Source organism: Streptomyces sp. NPDC056628, from assembly GCF_042792555.1.
Taxonomy (GTDB): Bacteria; Actinomycetota; Actinomycetes; order Streptomycetales; family Streptomycetaceae; genus Streptomyces.
Genome location: NZ_JBHTWG010000001.1, coordinates 555,841 through 579,783 on the forward strand (window position 1 = coordinate 555,841; position 23,943 = coordinate 579,783).

The window sequence follows — 23,943 nt, forward strand, 5'->3', positions numbered from 1 at the left end:
CGACGATACGGCCGCCCAGCAGGCCCGCGATCTCCCGGCTGATGGACAGCCCGAGCCCGGTGCCCCCGTACTTGCGGAGAGCAGCCGGGCGAGGATGAGCAGCGAGTTGAGCGGGGTGCGCAGCTCGTGCGACATGTTCGCCAGGAACTCCGACTTGTACTGCGAGCTGGTCGCGAGCAGGGCCGCCTTCTCCTCCAGTTGCGCGTTGGAGCGCTGGAGCTCCGCCTGCTGCATCTGCAGTTCGTCCGAGCGTTCCTGGAGCTGGCGGGCCAGCCGCTGGGACTCGCCGAGCAGGGACTAGGTGCGGGAGTTGGCGATGATCGTGTTGATGGCGACCGCGATGGTGTTCACGAACTGGTCGAAGAACGCCAGGTGCACGTCGGAGAAGCGGGAGAAGGACGCCAGTTCGATCACGCCGAGGAGCTTGTCCTCGAACAGGATCGGGATGATGACGACGCTGGTGGGGGCGGCCTCGCCGAGCCCACCAGCGATCTTGATGTAGTCCGGCGGTGCCTCCTCGACCAGGATGCGCTTCTTCTCCCTGGCCGCCTGCCGGACCAGCCCGTGCACCGGGAGGCCGCCGGTCTCGATGGTGGTGCCCTGGGCGGAGCCGTACCCGGCGATGAACGCGAGCCCCTTGGCGGGCACGGCCGTGTGCAGCGCCGCGCCCTCCTCGTCCGGGTCGGCCAGTAAGAACGCCCCGTACTGGGCGTTGACCAGCGGGGTCAGCTCGCGCAGCAGCAGGTCGGCGACCTCCATCAGATCCCGGTGCCCCTGCATCAGCGCGGCGAGCCGGGCGAGGTTGGACTCCAGCCAGTCCTTGGCGCGGGTCGTCTCGCGCAGATTGGCCACCATCAGGTTGATGTTGTCCTTGAGTTCGGCGACCTCGCCGCGCGTCTCCACCGTGATCGAGCGCGACATGTCGCCCTGCGCCACCGCGGAGGCCACCTCGGCGATCGCGCGGACCTGGGTGGTGAGGTTCGAGGCGAGCTCGTTGACGTTCGTCGTCAGGCGCTTCCAGGTGCCGTACACGCCCTCCACCCGGGCCTGCCCGCCGAGCTGACCGGCCGAGCCGACCTCGCGGGCCACCCGGGTGACCTCGGAGGAGAAGGAGGAGAGCGTGTCCACCATCGTGTTGATGGCGGTCTTGAGCTCCAGGATCTCGCCGCGCGCGTCGACGTCGATCTTCTTCGACAGGTCGCCGTTGGCGACGGCCGTGGTGACCTGGGCGATGTTGCGGACCTGCGAGGTCAGGTTGTCCGCCATCGAGTTGACGTTGTCGGTGAGGTCCCGCCACACCCCGGAGACGCCCAGCACCTGCGCCCGGCCGCCCAGCCGGCCGTCGGTGCCGACCTCGCGGGCGACGCGGGTCACCTCGTCGGCGAAGGCGCGCAGCTGCTGCACCATCGTGTTGACGGTGTCCTTGAGTTCGAGGATCTCGCCGCGCGCGTCCACGGTGATCTTCTTCGACAGGTCGCCGTTGGCCACCGCGGTCGTCACCTGGGCGATGTTGCGGACCTGCGACGTCAGGTTCAGCGCCATGAAGTTGACGTTGTCGGTGAGGTCCTTCCAGACCCCGGAGACCCCGCGGACCTGGGCCTGACCGCCGAGGTTGCCCTCGGTGCCGACCTCGCGGGCGACGCGGGTGACCTCGTCGGCGAACGCGGAGAGCTGCTCGACCATCGTGTTGACCGTCAGCTTCAGCTCCAGCAGTTCGCCCGTCGCCTCCACGGTGACCGTACGGGTCAGGTCGCCCCGCGCCACCGCCGTCGTCACCAGGGCGATGTCCCGCACCTGGGCCGTGAGCCGGGACGCCATCGTGTTGACCGCCTCGGTCACGTCGCGCCAACTGCCCGACAGGCGCTGCACCTTGGCCCGCCCGCCCAGCCGGCCCTCGGTCCCGACCTCCCGGGCCACCCGGTTCACCTCGCCGGTGAACAGGGAGAGCTCGTCGACCATCTTGTTCACCGCCCGGCCCAGACGGCGCAGGTCGCCGCGTAACTGGCGGCTGCCGTCGTGCAGGTCGACGCGCTGGGTGAGGTCGCCGCCCGCCACCGCGTCGAGCACCCGTGTGGCGTTGGCCGCCGGCGCCACCAGGGCGTCGAGCACGACGTTGACGTCGTCGACCCGGGTCGTCCAGTCGCCCTGGCCGGGGCTCGCCGACAGCCGCTCGTCGAGCCGGCCGTGCCGCACCAGCTCCCGTTTGACCCGCCGCATCTCCCCGTTGAAGTGGGTGCTGCGGTCCATGATCTGGTTGAAGACGGCGGTCAGTTCGGCCACGATGCCGTCCCCGGTCTCCGGGAGCCGGCGGAAGTCGCCGTCGCGCGCCGCGGTCATCGCGGCGAGCAGCGGGCGCAGCTCCGCCGCTCGAATTCGACCGTCATTCGGTCCGTTTTCGAGCACAGGCGTAGCAGGGTTCTCACTCATGGCGGCCCACTTCGGTAACTCGGTGCTTATGGGCGCGGCCAGTCTGTCACTCTGTCCGCGTCAGCTGAGGCGTATTCATTCGAAGTGCTCGGGGAGCTGTCCATGGGGGCCATTCCGGTGCAACGGGAGACCGTCACCTGTGCCTCTGATGCGCCCGCGCACCTGGAGGACGCGCCCCCACGCGCCCAGGACGCGCCCGCGCACCCTCCGAGTGCTCCGAGTGCGCCCGCGCACGGAAGCCCGCTCAGCGGTGCGCCCGCGCACGACACGGACGCGCCCGCGCACGGACCGGACGCCCCCGCACATCCGAGGGACGCCCCCGCGCCCGCCCTGCCGCCCGGGGAGACCCGTGCCACCCTCCCCGGCAGCCCCCTCTCCCCGGGCACCGCCCGCACCCTCGTGCGCACCACCCTGACCGAGTGGGCGTGCTCCGGCCTCCCCGGCGCCGACCGCATCCAGGAGCGGCAGATCCAGGACGCCGTCCTGGCCGTCAGCGAACTCGTCACCAACGCCGTCGTGCACGCCGGCACGGACGTCCGGCTGACCTGCCGACTGGAGCCGGACACCGGTGCCCTGGTCCTCGAGGTCCTGGACCACCACCCCTCGCGCGCCCCGCGGGGCACCGAGGCCGAGGGCCCGTACGACGCCCCCGAGCACGGGCGCGGACTGCGCCTGGTGGCCCGGCTCGCCGAGTCGTGGGGCGTCACCTACCGCGCCGGGACCAAGACCGTGTGGGCCCGGCTGCCGCCCGAGGACCAGGTGGGGGACACGGACGGGGCGCGCGCCCACGGCCGGGAGCACGCGCCGGACGGCGGGTTGCGCCTCGCCGAGATCCTCGCGCCGGAGCCACGCCCGTCCGCGCCCCCCGATACGGCCGGGGAGCACCCCCACCGCGGGGAGCGGGAGCGGGACTGGCTCGACCGGGGCGCCCTCTCCTTCCTCGCCGAGGCGTCCGACCTGCTCGCCGGGCAGCTCGACGAGAACCTGGTCGCCGCGCTCGCCGGCCAGCTGATCGTGCCGCGCCTCGCCGACTGGTGCGCGGTGTGGCTGGAGGACGAGGTCGCCGGGCGCTGGGGACACGCCGGCCCCGGCGAGAGCGGCCCGCCGGACGGCACCGGCCCCCGCCTGGCCCGCGTCTGGCACGCCTCGGAGAACCACATCGAGGACCTGCGCCACGTCCTGGGGAAGGAGCCCCCGCGCCCGGCGGACGACCACCGCACCGGGCCCGTCACCCACCCCTGGCCGGGCGCGGCGCTCGGCGCACGCGGCGCGCGGGGCACCGCGCTCGCGTACCGCCTGATCGCGGGGGGCCGCCCGCTGGGCACGCTGGTCATCGGGCGGGCCGGCGTGACGAGCTTCCCCGACGAGATCACCGGGCTCGTGGAGGACCTCGGCCGGCGGGTGGCCCTCGCCATCGGCGCGGCCCGCCAGTACGCCCGGCAGGCCACCATCAGCCGGGTGCTCCAGCGCGGGCTGCTGCCGGGCGCCGTCGCGAAGATCCCCGGCGTGGCCAGCGCGCTGGTGTACGAGCCGTGCGACAAGGGCGGCCCGAGCGGCGACTTCTACGACCTCTTCCCGGCCCGCGACGGCCGCTGGTGCTTCGCCATCGGCGACGTCCAGGGCAAGGGGCCCGAGGCGGCCGTGGTCATCGGCATCGCACGCCCCTGGCTGCGGCTCCTCGCCCGGGAGGGCTACCGCGTCGCCGACGTCCTCGACCGCCTCAACCAGCTCCTCCTCGACGACGCCACCGAGGCCGCCGACGCCGCCGCCCGCGCCCTCGTCGGACCCGTCGCCCCCGGCGACGGCCCGCAGACCCGCTTCCTGTCCCTCCTGTACGGCGAGCTGACCCCGTTCGACGGCGGCGTCCGCTGCACGCTCGCCTCCGCCGGGCACCCGCTGCCCCTGCTGCTCGGCGCGGACGGCGAGGTCCACACCGCCGCCCAGCCGCAGACCCTGCTCGGGGTCTTCGAGGACGCCACCTACACCAGCGAGACCTTCGAGCTGCGCTCCGGCGAGACCCTGCTCTGTGTGACGGACGGGGTGACGGAGCGGCGCAGCGGCTCCCGCCAGTTCGACGACGGCGACGGCCTCGCGAGCGCCCTGGCCGGCTGCGCGGGCCTGAACGCCGACCTCATCGCGGAACGCATCCGCAGGCTCGTGCACGAGTTCGGCGGGCGCCCGCCGGAGGACGATCTCGCGCTGCTGGTGCTCCAGGCCGAGTAATCCGCGCGGTGCGGGACAATGGAGCCCATGCCCTCCGCACTCCCCGACGGCGAGCCCGTCCCCGCCGACGGCGCGCTGCCCCCGCACGCGCTCACCGGCGCGGCCGACCGCCCCCTCGGCTTCTACCTGCACGTCCCGTACTGCGCGACCCGCTGCGGCTACTGCGACTTCAACACCTACACGGCGACCGAGCTGCGCGGCAGCGGCGGCGTCCTGGCGTCCCGCGACAACTACGCCGAGACCCTCGTCGACGAGGTCCGCCTGGCCCGCAAGGTGCTCGGCGACGACCCGCGCGAGGTCCGCACGGTGTTCGTCGGCGGCGGTACGCCCACCCTGCTGGCCGCCGGCGACCTCGTACGGATGCTGGGGGCGATCCGCGACGAGTTCGGGCTGGCACCGGACGCCGAGATCACCACGGAGGCCAACCCGGAGTCGGTCGACCCGGCCTACCTGGCCACGCTCCGCGAGGGCGGCTTCAACCGGATCTCGTTCGGCATGCAGAGCGCGCGGCAGCACGTCCTGAAGGTCCTGGACCGCACCCACACCCCCGGCCGTCCCGAGGCCTGCGTCGCCGAGGCCCGCGCGGCCGGCTTCGACCATGTGAACCTGGACCTGATCTACGGCACCCCGGGGGAGTCCGACGACGACTGGCGGGCGTCCCTGGAGGCGGCGATCGGCGCCGGGCCCGACCATGTGTCGGCGTACGCGCTGATCGTCGAGGAGGGCACCCAGCTGGCCCGGCGCATCCGCCGGGGCGAGGTCCCGATGACCGACGACGACGTCCACGCCGACCGGTACCTGATCGCCGACTCGGTCCTCGCGGAGGCGGGCTTCTCCTGGTACGAGGTGTCCAACTGGGCGACCACGCCGGAGGGCCGCTGCCTGCACAACGAGCTGTACTGGCGCGGCGCCGACTGGTGGGGCGCGGGGCCGGGCGCCCACTCCCACGTCGGCGGGGTGCGCTGGTGGAACGTCAAGCACCCCGGCGCGTACGCGGCGGCGCTCGCGGAGGGACGCTCGCCGGGCGCCGGACGGGAACTCCTCACCGACGAGGACCGGCGCGTCGAGCGCATCCTGCTGGAGCTCAGGCTCCGCGAGGGCGTACCGCTGGACCTGCTGCGGGAGGAGGGGCTGCGGGCGTCCCGCCGCGCCCTGTCGGACGAGCTCCTGGAGCGCGGGCCCTACGACGAGGGGCGCGCGGTGCTGACCCTGCGCGGGCGGCTGCTCGCGGACGCGGTGGTCAGGGACCTGGTGGACTGATCACCGGGACAGGGAACCGGTGCGGAACGCCGGTCCCCGGTGATGTCCTGTCGATCAGGCCGGGCTCCCGGCGCCGGGCACCGCCCGCTGATCCGGCCCGACCGACAGGACACCCCGAGCCGCCGCCCCCCGCCCGGCGCTACCCGGTGACGAAGTCGATCAGCTCCTCCACCCGCCCCAGCAGCTCCGGCTCCAGGTCCTTGTAGGACCCCACCCGCTTCAGGATCGCCTGCCAGACCGCGCCGGTGTTGTCCGCGGGCCAGCCCAGCGCCCGGCAGACACCCTTCTTCCAGTCCTGGCCGTGCGGCACCCGGGGCCACGCCTCGATGCCCAGCGCCGCCGGCTTCACGGCCTCCCAGACGTCGATGTACGGGTGGCCCACCACCAGGGCGTGCTCGCTGGTGACCGCCTGCGCGATCCGCCACTCCTTCGAGCCCGGCACCAGGTGGTCCACCAGGACGCCCAGCCGCGCGTCGGGGCCCGGCGCGAACTCCGCGACGACCGCCGGCAGGTCGTCGACGCCCTCCAGGTACTCCACGACCACGCCCTCGACGCGCAGGTCGTCGCCCCACACCTTCTCGACCAGCTCGGCGTCGTGCCGGCCCTCCACGTAGATGCGCCCGGCGCGGGCCACCCGTGCCCGTGCGCCCGGGACGGCCACGGAGCCGGACGCCGTGCGCGTCGGGCGCACCGGACCCGTGGCGGGCTTCACCAGGGTCACCACGCGGCCCTCCAGCAGGAAGCCCCGGGGCTCCAGCGGGAACACCCGGTGCTGGCCGAAGCGGTCCTCCAGGGTGACCGTGCCCGCCTCGCAGCGGATCACCGCGCCGCAGAAGCCCGTACCGGGCTCCTCGACCACCAGCCCCGGCTCCGCCGGGACCTCGGGGACGGACGCGGGCTTCTTCCAGGGCGGGGTCAGATCCGGGGAGTACTGGCGCATTCGGACGACGATAGGAGAAGCGGCCCCGCGGTCACCGCGACACGCCGAATCCGGCGGCCAGCGCGTCGCGCTGCCGCCGGACGAACTCCGCGTCCACCACCGCTCCGTGACCAGGCACGTACAGCGCGTCCTCGCCGCCCAGGTCGAGCAGGCGGTCCAGCGCGGCCGGCCAGTGCGACGGCACGGCGTCCGGGCCGGCCTGCGGTTCGCCGGACTCCTCCACCAGGTCGCCGCAGAACACCACCTCCGGGTCGCCGGGGAGCAGGCCCGGCACCAGGACGACCAGGTCGTGGGCCGTGTGGGCCGGACCCACGTTCGCCAGCAGGACCTGGCGCCCGCCGCCGAGGTCCAGCGTCCACTCGCCGCTCACCGGATGGCGGGGCACGACCAGCGCGTCCGCCGCCTCCTCGGCCGCGGCCGCGTCCAGGCCGTGGCGCACCGCGTCCTCGCGCAGCTCCTCGCGCCCCCGCCGCCCCTCCAGGACGGTCTCCACGCCCACCGGCCCGTAGACCTCCGCGCCCGCGAACGCCGCGGCGCCGAAGACATGATCGAAGTGGGGGTGGGTCAGCGCGAGATGGGTCACACGGTGACCCGTCAGCCGCTGTGCCTGCGTCCGCAGCCGTGCCCCCTCCGCGAGGCTCGAACCGGTGTCGACTACCAAGGCGGTGCCGTCACCCGCGACCAGCCCCACGGTGCAGTCCCAGCCCGGCAGACGGCACCGGCCCACCCCGTCCGCCAACCGCTCCCACCCCAGCTCTTCCCAAGTCACCGTCATACCGCGACGCTAGCCAAGACACCTCCGCGGAGCACGGAGGCGAAACCGACCGGCCTTGCCCGGGGTGTACCCCACCGCCGTACACTGGCCGGGGACGGCTGGCACTCGGATGGACAGAGTGCCAGGAACGGTGTCAAGGGGACCGACCACTGGAGGTGTGCGCGAGATGCTGAGTGAACGCAGGCTTCAGGTGCTGCGCGCGATCGTCCAGGACTACGTCGGGACGGAGGAGCCGGTCGGCTCCAAGGCGCTCACCGAGCGGCACAACCTCGGCGTCTCCCCGGCGACCGTGCGCAACGACATGGCGGCCCTGGAGGACGAGGGCTACATCGCGCAGCCGCACACCAGCGCCGGGCGCATCCCCACCGACAAGGGCTACCGGCTCTTCGTCGACAAGCTCGCCGGTGTGAAGCCGATGACCCCGCCCGAGCGGCGCGCCATCCAGAACTTCCTCGACGGCGCCGTCGACCTCGACGACGTCGTCGCGCGGACCGTGCGGCTGCTCGCGCAGCTCACCCGGCAGGTCGCCGTCGTGCAGTACCCGTCGCTGACCCGGTCCACCGTCCGGCACGTCGAGCTGCTCTCGCTCGCCCCCGCCCGCGTGATGCTCGTGCTGATCACGGACACCGGCCGGGTCGAGCAGCGGATGATCGACTGCCCGGCACCCGTCGGCGAGGCCTCGCTCGCGGATCTGCGCGCCCGGCTGAACAGCCGGGTCGCCGGCCGGCGCTTCACCGACGTGCCCCGGCTCGTCGAGGATCTGCCCGAGGCGTTCGACGTCGAGGACCGCGGCACCGTCTCGACCGTGCTCTCCACCCTCCTGGAGACGCTCGTCGAGGAGAACGAGGAGCGGCTGATGATCGGCGGCACCGCCAATCTGACGCGCTTCACACATGACTTCCCCCTCACCATCCAGCCGGTGCTCGAAGCCCTGGAGGAGCAGGTCGTGCTCCTCAAGTTGCTGGGGGAGGCGGGGGATTCGGGCATGACCGTGCGGATCGGGCACGAGAACGCCTACGAGGGACTCAACTCCACGTCCGTCGTGTCGGTGGGCTACGGTTCGGGCGGCGAGGCAGTCGCCAAGCTCGGCGTGGTCGGACCGACCCGCATGGATTACCCGGGAACGATGGGAGCGGTACGCGCAGTGGCACGTTACGTCGGACAGATCCTGGCGGAGTCGTAGGTGGCCACGGACTACTACGCCGTCCTCGGCGTGCGTCGCGACGCGTCGCAGGAAGAGATCAAGAAGGCCTTCCGGCGGCTCGCCCGTGAGCTGCACCCGGACGTCAACCCGGACCCGAAGACCCAGGAGCGGTTCAAGGAGATCAACGCCGCCTACGAGGTGCTGTCGGACCCGCAGAAGAAGCAGGTCTACGACCTCGGCGGCGACCCGCTGTCCCAGGCGGGCGGCGGAGGCGCGGGCGGCTTCGGCGCGGGCGGCTTCGGCAACTTCTCCGACATCATGGACGCCTTCTTCGGCACGGCGTCCCAGCGGGGCCCGCGCTCGCGGACCCGGCGCGGCCAGGACGCGATGATCCGGCTGGAGGTCGAGCTCGACGAGGCGGCCTTCGGCACCACGAAGGACATCCAGGTCGACACGGCCGTCGTCTGCAACACCTGCAGCGGCGAGGGCGCCGCGCCCGGCACCTCCGCGCAGACCTGCGACATGTGCCGCGGCCGCGGCGAGGTGTCGCAGGTGACCCGGTCCTTCCTGGGCCAGGTCATGACGTCGCGCCCCTGCCCGCAGTGCCAGGGCTTCGGCACCGTCGTCCCCACGCCGTGCCCGGAGTGCGCGGGCGACGGACGCGTGCGGTCCCGCCGCACCCTCACCGTCAAGATCCCGGCGGGCGTCGACAACGGCACGCGGATCCAGCTGGCCGGCGAGGGCGAGGTCGGCCCCGGCGGCGGTCCCGCCGGCGACCTGTACGTCGAGATCCACGAGCTGCCGCACAGCACCTTCCAGCGGCGCGGCGACGACCTGCACTGCACCGTCACCATCCCGATGACGGCGGCGGCGCTCGGCACCAAGGTCCCGCTGGAGACGCTGGACGGCATGGAGGAGGTCGACATCCGGCCCGGCACCCAGTCCGGCCAGTCGATCCCGCTGCACGGCCGCGGCGTGACCCATCTGCGCGGCGGCGGCCGCGGCGACCTCATCGTGCACGTCGAGGTGCAGACGCCCACCAAGCTCGACCCCGAGCAGGAGCACCTGCTGCGCGAGCTGTCCAAGCTGCGCGGCGAGGAGCGGCCCCAGGGCCAGTTCCAGCCCGGTCAGCAGGGGCTGTTCTCGCGGCTGAAGGACGCCTTCAACGGACGGTGACCGGAGCGGCCCGATCCCTTCCGCCGCAAGGGGAAGGGCCGATTCGGACTTGTTCCGAGGACGTGGCAACATGCGGGCATGTCCTCCGCACTGACCGATCTCCTGCCTCACCCGATCGTGCAGGCACCCATGGCGGGCGGCGTCTCCGTGCCGCAGCTCGCCGCTGCCGTGTCCGAGGCCGGGGGGCTGGGCTTCCTCGCCGCCGGGTACAAGACCGCCGACGGGATGTACCAGGAGATCAAGCAGCTGCGGAGCCTGACCCAGCGCCCCTTCGGCGTCAACCTCTTCATGCCGCAGCCGGAGCACCCCGGTGCGAGCACCGGCTCCACCGCGGTGGCCGGCGCCGCGCCCTCCCATGCCGCGGCCGTGGACGTGTACGCGCACCAGCTCGCCGGTGAGGCCGCCTGGTACGAGATCGAGCTGGGGGACCCCGACAGCGGCCGGGACGACGGCTACGACGCCAAGCTCGCCGTGCTCCTCGACAACCCGGTGCCGGTCGTCTCGTTCCACTTCGGGGTGCCGGGCGCCGACGTACTGGAGTCCCTCCGGCGCGCCGGGACCTTCACCCTCGTCACCGCCACCACCCCGGACGAGGCCCTGGCCGTCGAGCGGGCCGGCGCGGACGCCGTGATCGCCCAGGGCGTCGAGGCGGGCGGCCACCAGGGCACCCACCGCGACAACCCGGAGGCCGAGGGCGCCGGACTCGGCGTGCTCACCCTGGTCTCCCAGGTCCGCGAGACGGTGGGCATCCCCGTCGTCGCCGCCGGGGGCATCATGCGGGGCGGCCAGATCGCCGCCGTCCTCGCCGCCGGGGCCGACGCCGCCCAGCTCGGCACCGCCTTCCTGGCCACCCACGAGTCCGGCGCGAACGCCGTGCACAAGCAGGCGCTCACCAATCCCCTGTTCGCCCGGACCGAGCTGACCCGCGCCTTCTCCGGCCGCCCGGCCCGCGGCCTCGTCAACCGCTTCCTGCGCGAGCACGGCCCGTACGCGCCCGCCGCCTACCCCGAGGTCCACCACCTGACGGCGCCGCTGCGCAAGAAGGCCGCCGCGTCCGGCGACGCGCAGGGGATGGCGCTGTGGGCGGGACAGGGCCACCGCCAGGCCCGGGACCTGCCCGCGGGCCGGCTCGTGGAGGTCCTGGCCGCCGAACTGCACGCCGCCTCGACAGCGTTGTCCGCCCACCCGAAGGGACCCACCCGATGACCGCGCCCGTGTTCGTCGTCGACTCCCTGGAGCATGCGGGCGGGCCGTACGTCCTGGACGGGCCCGAGGGCCGGCACGCCGTGTCCGTGAAGCGGCTGCGCACCGGCGAGGAGGTCGTCCTCACCGACGGGCGGGGGCACTGGGCCGAGGGCGTCGTCGCCGCCGCCGAGGGCAAGGACCGGCTGGTGGTGGACCTGGGCGCCGTGGCCGAGGAGCCCGCCCCCCGGCCGCGGATCACCGTCGTGCAGGCCCTGCCGAAGGGCGACCGGGGCGAACTGGCCGTCGAGACCATGACCGAGACCGGCGTCGACCGGATCGTGCCGTGGGCGGCCGGCCGCTGCATCACCCAGTGGAAGGGCGAGCGCGGCGCGAAGGCCCTCGGCAAGTGGCGGGCCACCGCCCGCGAGGCCGGCAAGCAGTCGCGCCGGGTGCGCTTCCCCGAGGTCACGGACGCGGCGACGACCAGGCAGGTCGCCGAGCTCCTCGCGGGGGCCGCGTTCGCCGCCGTCCTGCACGAGGAGAGGGACTACGGCAGCGAGCCGCTGGCGACCGCCGAACTGCCCGCCGACGGCGACCTGGTGCTCGTCGTCGGCCCCGAAGGCGGCGTCTCCCCGGAGGAGTTGGCCGTGTTCGAGGAGGCGGGCGCGCGGGCGTACCGGCTCGGCCGTTCCGTGCTGCGCACCTCCACCGCCGGGACCGCCGCGACGGCCCTGCTGCTGGGGCGCACCGGCCGCTGGTCCTGACACACCATGGCCGTATGCGCCCTACCGCGTCACGCGGGACAGTGGCAGGCTGCCCTTCCATGGGGGTATCGCACAGGATCCGGGTCCGTGCGGCGCGAGGGGTCGCCGTGACGGCGCTCGCCGTGCTGGGAGCCGGCGGCATGGCCGCCTGCGACCCGGGCGGTCTGAGCGCCGCGTCCGTCGCGTTCACGACCGACCAGACCGTCACCAAGGAGCTGGAGCGGCAGAAGGCCGACGTCCAGTGGCTCAACTGCACCGGCTCCTACGACGGCGGGGGCGGCGGGAGTTCGCCGAAGGCCGGTGAGCAGACGGTCGTCAAGGTCGACTGCGAGGGCGAGACCTCCGACGGCAGGGACATCACCGTCACCGGACGGATCACCCGGGCCGTCAGCGGCTCCTGCGTGCGCGGCGACCTCGTCGCGAAGGTCGGCGGCAAGGAGTGGTTCCACGTCAACGGGCTGGGCAGGTGCGACGCCACCCCGTCCCCCGTGCGGCCCGGCGACGGCGGGCAGCCCGGACCGACCGTCACCGTGACCGTCACGAAGACCGTCTACTGCCAGGAGCGCCCGAACTGCTGGCCGGAGGGCAAGTGAGAGGTCGGCCACCGGACCGTGGGGAACTGCCCGGAAGCCCTGTTCGGCACCGCCGCCCTTGCCTAGGGTGATCGCGTGACACAGCCCGCGACCTCCGCCCCGGCCCCGCCCTCCTATCTGCGGTACCCGCATCTGCACGGCGACCTCGTCGCGTTCACCGCGGAGGACGACGTCTGGCTCGCCCCCCTCGACGGCGGCCGCGCCTGGCGGGTCAGCGCCGACAACGTCCCCGTCAGCTCGCCGCGCATCTCGCCCGACGGCACGACGGTCGCCTGGACGTCCACCCGCGACGGCGCGCCCGAGGTGCACATCGCGCCGGTCGACGGCGGGCCGTCCACCCGCCTCACCCACTGGGGCAGCCAGCGGACCCGGGTGCGCGGCTGGACCCCGGACGGCCGGGTCCTCGCCATCAGCACCTGGGGCCAGGCGGGCAGCCGCCGCACCTGGGCGCACGCCGTCCCGCTCGACGGCGGACCCGCCACCACCCTGCCGTACGGGCCCGTCGGCGACGTCGTGCACGGGCCTCACCTGCTGCTCGCCTCCGCGCCGATGGGGCTGGAGGCCGCCCGCTGGAAGCGCTACCGGGGCGGCACGGCGGGCAAGTTGTGGATCGACCGCGACGGCGACGGCGACTTCGTCCGGCTGCACGAGGAACTCGACGGGAACCTGGAGTGCCCCCTGTGGGCGGGCGACCGGGTCGCGTTCCTCTCCGACCACGAGGGCGTCGGCGCCGTGTACTCCTCCCTCGCCGACGGCTCCGGCCTGCGCCGCCACACGCCCGTCGGGGGCACCTCCCCCTCGAGCGCGGCCGAGAGCGGGGGAGGCTTCTACGCCCGGCACGCCTCCGGCGACGGCACCCGGGTGGTGTACGCGAGCGCCGGCGAGCTGTGGCTGCTGGACGACCTGGACACGGCCGAGCCGCGGCGCCTCGGCGTCCGGCTCGGCGGCCAGCGCACCGACCGCCGGCCGTACGTCCTGAACGCCGCCCGCTGGTTCGGCTCCGCGTCCCCCGACCGCACCGCGCGCGGCAGCGCGGTCGCCGTCCGCGGCAGCGTCCACTGGGTCACCCATCGCTCCGGCCCCGCCCGCGCGCTCGCCGCCGAGCCCGGCGTCCGGGCCCGGCTGCCGCGCACCTTCCGCACGGACGGCGAGGAGTGGGTGGTGTGGGTGACGGACGCGGAGGGCGAGGACGCCCTCGAGTTCGCCCCCGGGACCGGTCTCACGCCCGGCGCCACCCCGCGCCGGCTCGCCGCCGGACGGCTCGGACGGGTGCTGGAGCTGGCCGTGTCCCCCGACGGCAGCCGGGCCGCGATCGCCGCGCACGACGGACGGCTCCTGTTCGTCGAGCGGGAGACCGGCGAGGTCCGCGAGGTGGACCGCTGCACCGACGGCCCTGTCTCGGGGCTGGTGTTCTCGCCGGACTCGGCCTGGCTGGCGTGGGCGCACCCCGGACCCGACCCGCTGTCCCAGCTGAAGCTCGCCAACACCACCGACCTGTCGGTGTCCGAGGCGACCCCGCTGCGGTTCCGGGACTACGCGCCCGCGTTCACGCACGACGGCAAGCACCTGGCGTTCCTGTCCACCAGGGCCTTCGACCCCGTCTACGACGAGCACGTCTTCGACCTCGCGTTCGTGGTGGGCTCCCGGCCGCACCTGATCACCCTCGCCGCGACCACGCCGTCCCCGTTCGGCCCGCAGCGGCACGGGCGGGCCTTCGACGCCCCGGACAAGGACGAGACCCCCGACAGCGAGGGGACCCCGGCCACCCGGATCGACCTCGAGGGGCTCGCCGACCGGATCGTGCCGTTCCCGGTCGAGGCCGCCCGCTACTCGCACCTGCGGGCCGCCAAGGACGGGGTGCTGTGGCTGCGGCACCCGGTGCGCGGCGCGCTCGGGGCGGCCCGCGCCGGCCTCGACGACCCCGAGCCGAAGACCGAGCTGGAGCGCTACGACCTCGTGCAGCGGCGCGTGGAGCATCTCGCCGACGACGCCGACCACTTCGAGGTCAGCGGCGACGGCCGGCGGGTGCTGCTGTGGACGGACACGCGGCTCAGGGTCGTCCCGAGCGACCGGCGCGCCTCCGGCGACGAGGACAGCGACTCCAACGTCGCCGTGGACCTCGGCCGGGTGCGGCAGCGCGTCGACCCGTCGGCGGAGTGGCGCCAGATGTTCGAGGAGACCGGCCGCATCATGCGCGACCACTTCTGGCGCGCCGACATGAACGGTGTGGACTGGGCGGGCGTCCTCGACCGCTACCGGCCGCTGCTGGACCGGGTGGCCACCCACGACGACCTGGTCGACCTGCTGTGGGAGGTGCAGGGCGAACTGGGCACCTCGCACGCGTACGTCGGCGGGCGCGGGCACGGCGGCGGGCCCCGGCTGGGCCTGCTCGGCGCGGACATCTCCCGTCACGAGGACGGCAGTTGGCGCATCGACCGGATCCTGCCGTCGGAGACCTCCGACCCGGAGGCCCGGGCGCCGCTGGCCGCACCGGGCGTCGCGGTGCGCCCTGGCGACGCGATCGCCGCGGTGGCCGGGGTGCCGGTGGACCCGGTGACCGGGCCCGGCCCGCTGCTCGTCGGCACCGCGGGCAAGCCGGTGGAGCTGACGATCTCGCCGGCCGGCGGCGGGGAGGCCCGGCACGCCGTCGTCGTGCCGGTCGCCGACGAGGAGCCGCTGCGCTACCACGCGTGGGTCGCGGACCGGCGTGCGTACGTCCACGAGCGGTCCGGCGGCCGGCTCGGCTATCTGCACGTGCCGGACATGCAGGCGCCCGGCTGGGCCCAGATCCACCGCGACCTGCGGGTGGAGGTGGCCCGTGAGGGCCTGGTCGTGGACGTCCGGGAGAACGGCGGCGGGCACACCTCGCAGCTGGTCGTGGAGAAGCTCGCCCGGCGCATCGTCGGCTGGGAACTGCCGCGCGGCATGCGCCCGTACAGCTACCCGCTGGACGCGCCGCGCGGTCCCGTGGTGGCCGTGGCGAACGAGTTCTCCGGCTCCGACGGCGACATCGTCAACGCGGCGATCAAGGCGCTGGGCCTCGGCCCGGTCGTCGGCACCCGCACCTGGGGCGGGGTCATCGGCATCGACAGCCGCTACCACCTGGTCGACGGCACCCTGGTCACCCAGCCCAAGTACGCCATCTGGCTGGAGGGCTACGGCTGGGACGTGGAGAACCACGGGGTCGATCCGGACGTGGAGGTGGTCCAGCGCCCGCAGGACTGGGCGGCGGGCCGTGACGCCCAGCTGGACGAGGCGATCCGGATCGCCCTGGAGGCGCTGGAGAGCACTCCGGCGAAGACCCCGCCGGCCCTGCCCGACCGCTGAGGGACCGTCGCGCGATCACCCTCCGCGCGGCGGCCGGGGCGGCGATACGATGCCCCGGTCACACCATCGCCGTCCAACGCCCGGAGGGACCATGGCTGGGGAGCCGCAGGACGACTGCCTGTTCTGCAAGATCGTCGCGGGGCACGTGCCGGCGACGATCGTGCGGGAGACCGAGACGACCGTCGCCTTCCGCGACATCAACCCGCAGGCACCCACCCATGTGCTGATCATCCCCAGGGCGCACCACAAGGACGCCGCCGCGCTCGCCACCGCCGAACCGGCGCTCGCCGCCGACCTCCTGCGCGAGGCCCGGGCCGTCGCCGACGAGGAGAAGCTGGACAGCTACCGCGTCGTGTTCAACACCGGTGCGGGCGCCGGCCAGACCGTCTTCCACGCGCACGCCCACGTCCTCGGCGGCCGCGGTCTCGAGTGGCCCCCCGGATAGGCAGCCGTGTCCGTACGTGAACTGGTCGTCCTCGGGACGGCGAGCCAGGTCCCGACCCGGCACCGCAACCACAACGGCTACGTGCTGCGCTGGGACGGCGAGGGCATCCTGTTCGACCCCGGCGAGGGCAGCCAGCGGCAGATGCTGCGGGCCGGGGTCGCCGCCCACGACCTGAACCGCATCTGTGTCACCCACTTCCACGGCGACCACTCGCTGGGACTCGCCGGGGTGATCCAGCGGATCAACCTCGACCGGGTGCCGCACCCCGTCACCGCCCACTACCCGCGCTCCGGGCAGCGCTTCTTCGACCGGCTGCGCTACGCCACCGCCTACCGGGAGACCGCCGAGATCGCGCAGGCCCCGGTCGACGCCGACGGGGTCGTCGCCACCACCGGCGCGTACACGCTGCACACCGCCCGGCTGTCGCACCCCGTCGAGTCGTACGGCTACCGGCTGGTCGAGCCCGACGGCCGCCGGATGCTGCCCGAACGGCTCGCCGCGCACGGCATCCAGGGCCCGGACGTCGGCCGGCTCCAGCGGGACGGCGCGCTCGGCGGGGTCACGCTCGAGGACGTCAGCGAGGTCCGGCGCGGGCAGCGGTTCGCGTTCGTCATGGACACCCGGCTGTGCGACGGGGTGTACGACCTCGCCGACGGCTGCGACATGCTCGTCATCGAGTCCACCTTCCTGGACGAGGACGGCGCCCTCGCCGAGGAGCACGGTCATCTGACGGCCGGTCAGGCCGCCCGGGTGGCGCGGGACGCCGGGGTGGGGCATCTCGTGCTCACCCACTTCAGCCAGCGCTACACCGACTCCGGCGAGTTCGAGCAGCAGGCGCGGGCCGCGGGGTTCGACGGCGACCTGACCGTGGCGCACGACCTGCTGCGGGTGCCGTTCCCGAAACGCCGGCACTCCTGACCCTCTAGGTGGCGGAAGCCAGGCGCTCCGGCGCGGCCGGTGCGGCCTCGGCGGTGTCCAGCGGGATCGCCACGACCTCGACGCCGTCCGCGACCTGGACCGTCTCCGGCGTACGGCGGCCCAGCGCCACCACCGTCAGCGGAACGGCGACCAGCAGCAGCACCGCCGCGAGGATCACGCCCATCGCCGGGAAGCCCGCCCCGGCCGACAGCACGCTCCCGGCGAGCGGGCCCGCGGCCGTGCCCAGCGACGAGGCCGAGCCGACGAGCACCGCCCAGCGGCCCCGGCCGTCGAGGGAGGCGGCCAGTCCGATGACGTACGAGAGCACGATCGGGTAGACCGTGTTCCAGGCGATCTCGCCGGTCGCGAACGTCGTCAGGTCCGTCGCGGACGCGCTGAGCGCGATGCACACGGCGATGAGGGCGGTGCCGCCCCCGACGGGCAGCGCGCGGCCCAGCCGGGGGCCGAGCGCGCCCGCCCCGGTCACACCGAGCAGCCCGGCGCCGAGCGCCACGGCGAACACCGCGCCCACCGCGGTCTCCGTGAGGTGGGCCTGGTCCAGGCCGATCCGGCCGCTGACGCCCCACAGGGAGTTCTGCGCGAGCGACCACAGGAGCATGCAGCCGGCGAGGACGAGGCCGTGGCGGCGGTGGGGGAGCGGGGCCGGGCGAGGTGCCGCCGCCGATGCCGAGGGGGCCTCGGCGGCGGGGAGGCGGCCGGTGAGCGGCCACACCGCGAGCGCGGTGAGCGCGATCGCCGCCAGGGGCCGGTCGTGGCCGGGACCGAGGTGCGGGACCGTCAGATAGACGGCGCCCGCGAGGGCGGAGACACCCAGCAGGCCCGCGGTGGTGACCCGGTGCGGGTCGGTGCTCCAGGCCCCGCGGCCCGTCCGGGCCGGGTGCGCCCCGAGCGCGGCGATCCGGGTGGCGGCGACCGCGGTGACCGTGCCGGACCCGAGGCCGCCGGCCATCACGCCGAGGACGACGGCCGGGACGGCGTGCGCGAGCGCGGCCCCGCCGTAGCCGAGCAGCGCCAGGGCCAGCCCGGTCCGGGCGAGCGCGCGGGCGCCCAGGCGCTCGACGCGGGAGGCCAGCAGGAAGCCGGCCGCCGCCGAACTCAGCAGCAGGGCACTGCCGATGGCGCCGGCCTGGGTCGGGGTGAGCGGAAGGCCCGAGTCGAGCCTGCCGACGACGGTCGGCAGCAGATACGGGGCGAGGTACCCGGCCGTGAACAGGGCGACGAGGGGCCAGGGGGTGGTGCGAGGGGCGAGCACGGGCGTTCCCAGGGCATGCGAAAGTAGCGGCACAGAAGGGGGAGGGGCGCAGGCCGTCGACGGACAGGAACGCGCGGGCAATTTGTATCAAGCGCGGGGACATGCGAAGAAGGGCGGGTGGTGTGATCTGAGCCACGTCCTGTTTGGGTGGAGTGAACCGGGGTAGCCGCGATGCCTCACTCCGCCGCGCCGGGGCCTCTCACCTGTGCCAGCGCACCGATCCGCCGGCCGCGCCGGGGGCCGTCGCCTCGATCTTCGTACGGATCTCCCGCATCACGGCGACGATCCGCTCCTCGTGCCGGGGCGACCAGTGGGCCACCGGCACCGAGCAGCTGATCGCGTCCTGCGCGGGGGTGTCGTAGTGCAGGGCGAAGCCGAGGCCGATGATGCCGGGGACGCTCTCCTCGCGGTCGACCGACCAGCCGCGTTCGCGCACCTCGGCGAGGTCGGCGGCCAGGGAGGCGCGGGTGGTGCGGGTGTGGGGCGTCAGTGCCGGATACGGGCCCTCGGGGAGGGCGGAGTCGGGGCGTTCGGCGAGCAGGGCCTTGCCCAGGGCGCCCGCGTGGGCCGGGAGGCGCCGGCCGACCCGGTTGAGGGTCCGCAGATAGGCGTGGGACTCGCGGGTGGCCAGATAGGTGACGTCCAGGCCGTCCAGGCGGGCCAGGTGGACCGTCTCGCCGAGCGCCTGCGACGCCTCGTCGAGGTAGGGCCGGACGAGGCGGACCCGCGGGTCGGAGTCGAGGTAGCTGGTGCCGGTCAGCAGGGCGTGGATGCCGATGCCGTACAGCGAGCCGGTGACGTCGGTGCGCACCCAGCCCCGCGCGATCAAGGTCTGGAGCAGCGCGTACATGGAGCTGCGCGGTACGTCGAGCGCGTCGGCGAGCTCCTGGAGGCGGGCCGGGCGGTCCCCGCGCGCGGCGAGGAGTTCCAGCAGCTCGACCGTGCGCGCCGCGGACTTCACCTTGCGGACGCCGCCTGTATCCGACATGCGCCGATCGTAAACGGCGGGCCCGGCCGTTGACGGTCCGCCGTTCACTCACCTAATCTGCGTTCTCATACATGGACAACGTTCATAAGGGGAGATGATCGGCGTGGGCCTCGCCACGGACACGGCCAGGGACGGGGCCACGGGCGCCGTCGGGCGGCTGCGGGACGGCATGGCCCGCGGCGTGCTGTCCTTCCCGCTCACGAGCTTCCACGCCGACGGATCACTCGACGAGGACGGCTGCCGCGCGCACCTGGCCGTCCAGCTGGCGTCCGCACCGGGCGCCGTCTTCCCCGCCTGCGGCACCGGCGAGTTCTTCTCCCTCGACGAGGACGAGTACCGGGCCGTCGTCACCGCCGCCGTCGAGGAGACGGCAGGCCGCGTGCCCGTCGTCGCCGGTGTCGGCTACGGCTGGGCGCAGGCCGCCCGCTTCGCCCGGATCGCCGAGGAGGCCGGCGCCGACGCCCTCCTCGTGCTGCCCCACTACCTCGTCGCCGCCCCGCAGGACGGCCTCGTCGCCCAGGTGGAGGCGCTCGCCGCCCGGACCCGGCTGCCGCTCATCGCCTACCAGCGCGGACCGGTCGCCTACACCCCCGCCGCACTGCGCCGCATCGCCCGCGTCCCCGGCGTCGTCGGCCTCAAGGACGGCCACGGCGACCTCGACCGCCTCCAGCGCCTCACTCTCGCCGCCCCCGAGGGCTTCCTGTTCTTCAACGGCGCCTCCACCGCCGAACTCCAGGCCCGCGCCTACGCCACCGTCGGCGTCCCCGCCTACTCCTCCGCCGTCCACGCCTTCGCACCCGAGATCGCCAACGCCTTCTTCACCGCGCGCCGGGACGGCGACGACGGCACCACCGCCGTCCTGCTGCGCGAGTTCTACGTCCCGCTCGCCGACATCCGCGACCGGGTGCCCGGCTACGCCGTGTCCCTGGTCAAGGCCGCCGCCCGGCTGCGCGGGCACCCCGTCGGCCCGGTGCGCGCCCCGCTGACCGACCCGTCCCCCGGCGACCTGGCCGATCTGCGCGCCCTCCTCGCCGGCGGACTCGCCCTCGTGGGCGCAACCCTGTGACCTGACGGTCGCGCCGGGCGGGGAACACGTGGCGTTGTCAGCGCCGTGGTGCACACTGGCCAGATCAGGACCACGCCAGGGAGCGCACCGTGACCACGCCCACCGCGCCCACCGGAGAGGGGCCCTCACCGCAGGGGCCGCCGCCCCCGACCAAGGGGCTGTACCGGCGGGCCCAAGTCGACCCCCTCGCGGGCCTGCGGGGGCCCGCCGACCCGCCGTGGGACGTGTATCTGACCGGCACGGTCTTTCTCGACATCATCTTCACCGGCCTCGACTCCGCCCCGGTGCGCGGCACCGAGTCCTGGGCGCGCGGCATGGGCTCCAGCCCCGGCGGCGTGGCCAACATGGCGACGGCGCTGGCCCGCCTCGGCCTGAGGACGTCCCTCGCCGCGGCCTTCGGCGACGACCACTACGGCGACTACTGCTGGGACGCGCTGGAGCAGGGCGAGGGCATCGACCTCTCGCCCTCGCGCACGGTCCCCGGCTGGCACTCGCCGGTCACCGTCTCCATGGCGTACGAGGGGGAGCGCACCATGGTCTCCCACGGGCACGAGCCGCCCCCGGAGGAGCCCGCGCCGGACTGCCCGCCCCGCGCCCGGGCCGCCGTCGCCTCCCTGGTTCCCGGCAACCCGGCCCCCTGGATCGCCCAGGCCGCGAGCAAGGGCACCCGGGTCTTCGCCGACGTCGGCTGGGACGACACCGGCGCCTGGGACCTGACCGGGCTCGCCGACCTGAAGTACTGCGAGGCGTTCCTGCCCAACGCCGAGGAGGCCATGCGGTACACCCGCACCGGCTCGCCCCGGGAGGCCGCCCACGCCCTCACCGACCATGTGCCCGTCGCCGTGGTCACCCTCGGCGCGGAGGGCGCCTACGCGGTCGACGGGCGGACCGGCGAGACGGCCGTCGTGCCCGCGATCGCCGTCGAGGCGCTGGACCCCACCGGCGCGGGCGACGTCTTCGTGGCCGGGTTCGTCACCGGCACCGTCGCGGGCTGGCCGCTCGCCGACCGCCTCGCCTTCGCCGGGCTGACCGCCGCCCTCTCCGTCCAGGAGTTCGGCGGCTCGCTGTCGGCGCCGGGCTGGGCGGAGATCGGCGCCTGGTGGCGCCAGGTGCAGTCCCTGGAGGGCCAGGACCCCGAGGCCCTGCGCCGGTACGCGTTCCTCGCGGACCTGGTGCCGCAGGAGGCGGGGCGGCCGTGGCCGCTGCGCCGGGCGGTCCCGACGATCGGCTTCCGCCGCCCGGCCTGACCCGGGGTCAGCCCGCCATGACCGGGGTGAGCAGCACGAAGTCGGCGCCCGCCGGGTCCAGGCAGACCGCCAGCCGGCCCACCCCCTCGGCGTCCACCGGGCCCATCTGCACGCCGCCGCCGTTCCGGGTGACCTGTGCGACGGCCGCGTCGCAGTCCTCCACGCCGAACACCGGGTGCCAGTACGGGCGGCCGTCCGCGAGCGCCAGGTTCTCCTTCGGCAGCTCCATCACACCGCCCTGCATCCGCTCCTCGGGCAGCCCCGCGGGCGTGATCAGGCTGTACGCGCCTCCGCCGCCCGGCAGGTCCATGGCGCTGTACCGCCAGCCGAAGAGCCCGCCGTAGAACTCCTTCGAGGCGGCGGCGTCACTCGTGTACAGCTCGGTCCACGCCAGGGCGCCCGGCGCGTCCGCCAGTTCGAAGCCGGAGGTGCTGCCCGGCTGCCAGACCGCGAACCGCCCGCCCAGCGGATCGCTGAACTGGGCCATGCGGCCCCAGTCCCCGAGGTCGGTCGGTGGCACCCGCACCGAGCCCCCGGCCCGTTCGACCGCCTGTGCCGCGGCGTCGGCGTCCTCGACGGCGAAGTAGAGCGTCCAGGCCGACCGCGCCCCCTCCTCGGTGAGCGGACCCAGCCCGGCGACGGCCCGGCCGTCCTTCTGGAACGTCCCGCCGTCCGAGTCCCCGGCCTCACCCAGGGGCTCATGGCTCCAGCCGAGCACCGCGCCGTAGAAGGCCGCGGCCGTCCGTACGTCGGGGGCGCCGAGGTCGAGCCAGCAGGGAGAGCCGGGTGCCGAGTCGGTGGTGATCATGACGATCCCCTTTCGCGGTTTCTCGGCACCAGCCTGACACCCCGCACCGGCACGCGCCCGCCGCGGCGCACCGGCCGCGGCGGGCGGTCTCAGCCGGCCTGCACCGTCGTGCGCACCGTGCCGTCAAGGCCCGCCACCAGGACCGGTGTCCCCGCTCCGCCCAGGTCGCGCACCGCCGCGAGGTCCTCGGCCCGGGCGCTTGCGTCCTCGGTCACGACCGCCGCCGCCTCCAGCGACTTCGCGCCCGACGCCACCGCCATCGCCACCGCCGTGCGCAGGGCGCTCAGCTTCAGGGAGTCCAGGTCGACGGTCCCGGCGACATACGTCCGGCCGGTCTCGTCGCGTACGGCCGCCCCCTCGGGCACGCCGTTGCGGGCCCGCGCGGAACGGGCCAGGGTGACGATCTTGCGGTCCTCGGGGTCGAGCGCGCTGCTGTCGGTCATGCCCCGAGCATACGGAGCACCGGCCGGCCTACCCGGCCACGGGGTACATCGCCCCGCGCCGGGCCTCAGGCGAGGCCAGCCACCGGAGCTTCGCGGCCGTCGCCTCGTCCAGCGGGGTGTGCAGCACGATCGACAGATCCGGGCGGACCGGCATCTGCATCACGCTCGACTCCATGCGCAGCAGCCCGGCCATCGGGTGGTCCAGCTCCTTGCGGATCTGTCCCGCGTCCTCGATGTCCCGGCGCTCCCACAGCTCGGCGAACTCCGGGCTGGACGCCCTCGTCTCGGCCAGCACCTCCTGGAACCCCTCGTCGTCGGGGTTGGCCATGCACAGGGCGCGGAACTGGGCGACGACGGAGGAGGCGTTCTCCGCCCAACTCCGGGACCGCGCACGGTACATGGGGTCGGTGAAGAAGTCGATCAGGCAGTTCCACCGCAGACCCGGCCGCATGCTCAGCACCGTCGAGGCGGCCTCGTTGAACATCACGCCGTTGTAGTACCGGTCCATGATGTGCGCCGGATACGGCATCCACGCGTCGATCAATCGCCGCAGCCCGTCGCACATCTCCCGTTTGTCCGGGGCGACTTCGGCCGCCGGGGGATTGAGCCCGGCCAGCATGTACAGATGCCGGCGCTCGGCGTTGCTCAGCAGCAGCACCCGCGCCACGGAGTCCAGCACCTGCGGGGAGACCGAGATGTCCCGGCCCTGCTCCAGCCACTGGTACCAGGAGGCGCCCACGCCCGCGAGCACCGCGACCTCCTCGCGCCGCAGCCCCGGTGTGCGGCGCCGCGCACCGCCGTCGGGCAGTCCCGCCTCGCCCGGTGAGACCCGGGCCCTCCTGCTCATCAGGAACTCGCGCAGCTCGCGCCGCCGATGACTCTTCAGCGTGCCCCCGGACACGTGCCGATCCCCCCTGTCGCGTCGGCTGGTGGTGCCACCA

The 23,943-nt window shown here is 74.4% G+C and carries 20 protein-coding genes and 2 pseudogenes; 12 read left to right on the top strand and 10 right to left on the bottom strand.

Translation table 11 applies throughout. The annotated features are described in order from the left end of the window. Positions 1 to 10 precede the first annotated feature (10 nt). From ACFRAC_RS02455 to ACFRAC_RS02465, 3 genes and pseudogenes are all read right to left on the bottom strand, one after another. Positions 11 to 112: pseudogene (locus tag ACFRAC_RS02455) on the bottom strand (hypothetical protein); the annotation flags it as partial. Next, positions 109 to 234, bottom strand: a pseudogene (locus ACFRAC_RS02460) (histidine kinase dimerization/phospho-acceptor domain-containing protein); the annotation flags it as partial. The pseudogenes ACFRAC_RS02460 and ACFRAC_RS02455, both read right to left, overlap by 4 nt. 63 nt (positions 235 to 297) lie before the next feature. Then, a complete protein-coding gene (locus tag ACFRAC_RS02465) occupies positions 298 to 2,337 on the bottom strand; it encodes a HAMP domain-containing protein (protein WP_382919658.1) in 2,040 nt (679 codons plus the stop codon). Positions 2,338 to 2,529: 192 nt separating this feature from the next. On the opposite strand from ACFRAC_RS02465, the gene ACFRAC_RS02470 reads away from it, so the two are divergent. Both ACFRAC_RS02470 and hemW read left to right on the top strand, forming a co-directional pair. Then, complete coding sequence (locus tag ACFRAC_RS02470; protein ID WP_382919659.1) at positions 2,530 to 4,650, top strand: SpoIIE family protein phosphatase; 2,121 nt, start codon at positions 2,530 to 2,532, stop codon at positions 4,648 to 4,650. A 27-nt stretch (positions 4,651 to 4,677) separates the two neighbouring features. After that, positions 4,678 to 5,910 carry a radical SAM family heme chaperone HemW gene (gene hemW / locus ACFRAC_RS02475; RefSeq protein WP_382919661.1) on the top strand — a complete coding sequence of 411 codons (1,233 nt, stop codon included), beginning with the start codon at positions 4,678 to 4,680 and terminating at the stop codon, positions 5,908 to 5,910. Between the two features lie 139 nt (positions 5,911 to 6,049). Here the strand turns inward: hemW and ACFRAC_RS02480 are convergent, their stop codons facing one another. Both ACFRAC_RS02480 and ACFRAC_RS02485 read right to left on the bottom strand, forming a co-directional pair. Further along, positions 6,050 to 6,850, bottom strand: coding sequence for a DUF3097 domain-containing protein (locus tag ACFRAC_RS02480; protein ID WP_382919662.1), 801 nt, complete (start codon positions 6,848 to 6,850; stop codon positions 6,050 to 6,052). A 31-nt stretch (positions 6,851 to 6,881) separates the two neighbouring features. Continuing rightward, the gene (locus tag ACFRAC_RS02485; protein WP_382919664.1) at positions 6,882 to 7,625 is read right to left on the bottom strand and encodes an MBL fold metallo-hydrolase; all 744 of its coding nucleotides are present in this window, start codon (positions 7,623 to 7,625) and stop codon (positions 6,882 to 6,884) included. A 166-nt stretch (positions 7,626 to 7,791) separates the two neighbouring features. Here ACFRAC_RS02485 and hrcA point away from each other — a divergent pair, with 166 nt between their 5' ends. The 8 genes from hrcA (at position 7,792) to ACFRAC_RS02525 (ending at position 17,177) form a co-directional block, all read left to right on the top strand. Further along, positions 7,792 to 8,808: a heat-inducible transcriptional repressor HrcA gene (gene hrcA / locus ACFRAC_RS02490; RefSeq protein ID WP_361339355.1), complete on the top strand. Its 1,017-nt coding sequence runs from the start codon at positions 7,792 to 7,794 to the stop codon at positions 8,806 to 8,808. Beyond that, a complete protein-coding gene (dnaJ, locus tag ACFRAC_RS02495) occupies positions 8,809 to 9,945 on the top strand; it encodes a molecular chaperone DnaJ (protein WP_382919666.1) in 1,137 nt (378 codons plus the stop codon). 78 nt (positions 9,946 to 10,023) lie between these two features. Then, a complete protein-coding gene (locus ACFRAC_RS02500) occupies positions 10,024 to 11,151 on the top strand; it encodes a nitronate monooxygenase (protein WP_382919668.1) in 1,128 nt (375 codons plus the stop codon). Next, positions 11,148 to 11,894, top strand: coding sequence for a 16S rRNA (uracil(1498)-N(3))-methyltransferase (locus ACFRAC_RS02505; protein ID WP_382919669.1), 747 nt, complete (start codon positions 11,148 to 11,150; stop codon positions 11,892 to 11,894). The genes ACFRAC_RS02500 and ACFRAC_RS02505 overlap by 4 nt, the downstream gene beginning before the upstream one ends. 59 nt (positions 11,895 to 11,953) lie before the next feature. Then, positions 11,954 to 12,487 (top strand): hypothetical protein, encoded by a 534-nt coding sequence (locus tag ACFRAC_RS02510; RefSeq protein ID WP_382919671.1) that lies wholly within the window; start codon positions 11,954 to 11,956, stop codon positions 12,485 to 12,487. Between the two features lie 75 nt (positions 12,488 to 12,562). Further along, positions 12,563 to 15,814, top strand: a complete 3,252-nt coding sequence (locus tag ACFRAC_RS02515) for a S41 family peptidase (protein ID WP_382919672.1) — start codon at positions 12,563 to 12,565, stop codon at positions 15,812 to 15,814. 91 nt (positions 15,815 to 15,905) lie between these two features. Next, positions 15,906 to 16,259 (top strand): histidine triad nucleotide-binding protein, encoded by a 354-nt coding sequence (locus ACFRAC_RS02520; protein WP_382919673.1) that lies wholly within the window; start codon positions 15,906 to 15,908, stop codon positions 16,257 to 16,259. Between the two features lie 6 nt (positions 16,260 to 16,265). Then, entirely contained in the window at positions 16,266 to 17,177 is a 912-nt protein-coding gene (locus ACFRAC_RS02525) for a ribonuclease Z (protein ID WP_382919675.1), read from the top strand. 4 nt (positions 17,178 to 17,181) lie between these two features. Here the strand turns inward: ACFRAC_RS02525 and ACFRAC_RS02530 are convergent, their stop codons facing one another. Both ACFRAC_RS02530 and ACFRAC_RS02535 read right to left on the bottom strand, forming a co-directional pair. Then, the gene (locus ACFRAC_RS02530; RefSeq protein ID WP_382919676.1) at positions 17,182 to 18,450 is read right to left on the bottom strand and encodes an MFS transporter; all 1,269 of its coding nucleotides are present in this window, start codon (positions 18,448 to 18,450) and stop codon (positions 17,182 to 17,184) included. Between the two features lie 199 nt (positions 18,451 to 18,649). Then, complete coding sequence (locus tag ACFRAC_RS02535) at positions 18,650 to 19,438, bottom strand: IclR family transcriptional regulator (protein ID WP_382919677.1); 789 nt, start codon at positions 19,436 to 19,438, stop codon at positions 18,650 to 18,652. Between the two features lie 94 nt (positions 19,439 to 19,532). Between ACFRAC_RS02535 and ACFRAC_RS02540 the strand changes: the two genes are divergently transcribed. Together ACFRAC_RS02540 and ACFRAC_RS02545 are read left to right on the top strand one after the other, a co-directional pair. Next, entirely contained in the window at positions 19,533 to 20,504 is a 972-nt protein-coding gene (locus ACFRAC_RS02540) for a 5-dehydro-4-deoxyglucarate dehydratase (protein WP_382919678.1), read from the top strand. Between the two features lie 89 nt (positions 20,505 to 20,593). Continuing rightward, positions 20,594 to 21,751, top strand: coding sequence for a carbohydrate kinase family protein (locus ACFRAC_RS02545; protein WP_382919680.1), 1,158 nt, complete (start codon positions 20,594 to 20,596; stop codon positions 21,749 to 21,751). Between the two features lie 7 nt (positions 21,752 to 21,758). Here ACFRAC_RS02545 and ACFRAC_RS02550 read toward each other — a convergent pair whose 3' ends face one another. The 3 genes from ACFRAC_RS02550 to ACFRAC_RS02560 all read right to left on the bottom strand — a co-directional run bounded on the left by ACFRAC_RS02550 (position 21,759) and on the right by ACFRAC_RS02560 (position 23,849). Further along, positions 21,759 to 22,559, bottom strand: coding sequence for a VOC family protein (locus ACFRAC_RS02550; protein ID WP_382919681.1), 801 nt, complete (start codon positions 22,557 to 22,559; stop codon positions 21,759 to 21,761). An 89-nt stretch (positions 22,560 to 22,648) separates the two neighbouring features. Then, on the bottom strand, positions 22,649 to 23,002 hold the full coding sequence (locus tag ACFRAC_RS02555; protein WP_382919683.1) for a cytidine deaminase: 354 nt from the start codon (positions 23,000 to 23,002) through the stop codon (positions 22,649 to 22,651). A 28-nt stretch (positions 23,003 to 23,030) separates the two neighbouring features. Beyond that, positions 23,031 to 23,849 (bottom strand): helix-turn-helix transcriptional regulator, encoded by an 819-nt coding sequence (locus ACFRAC_RS02560; protein WP_382919923.1) that lies wholly within the window; start codon positions 23,847 to 23,849, stop codon positions 23,031 to 23,033. Between the last annotated feature and the right edge of the window lie 94 nt (positions 23,850 to 23,943).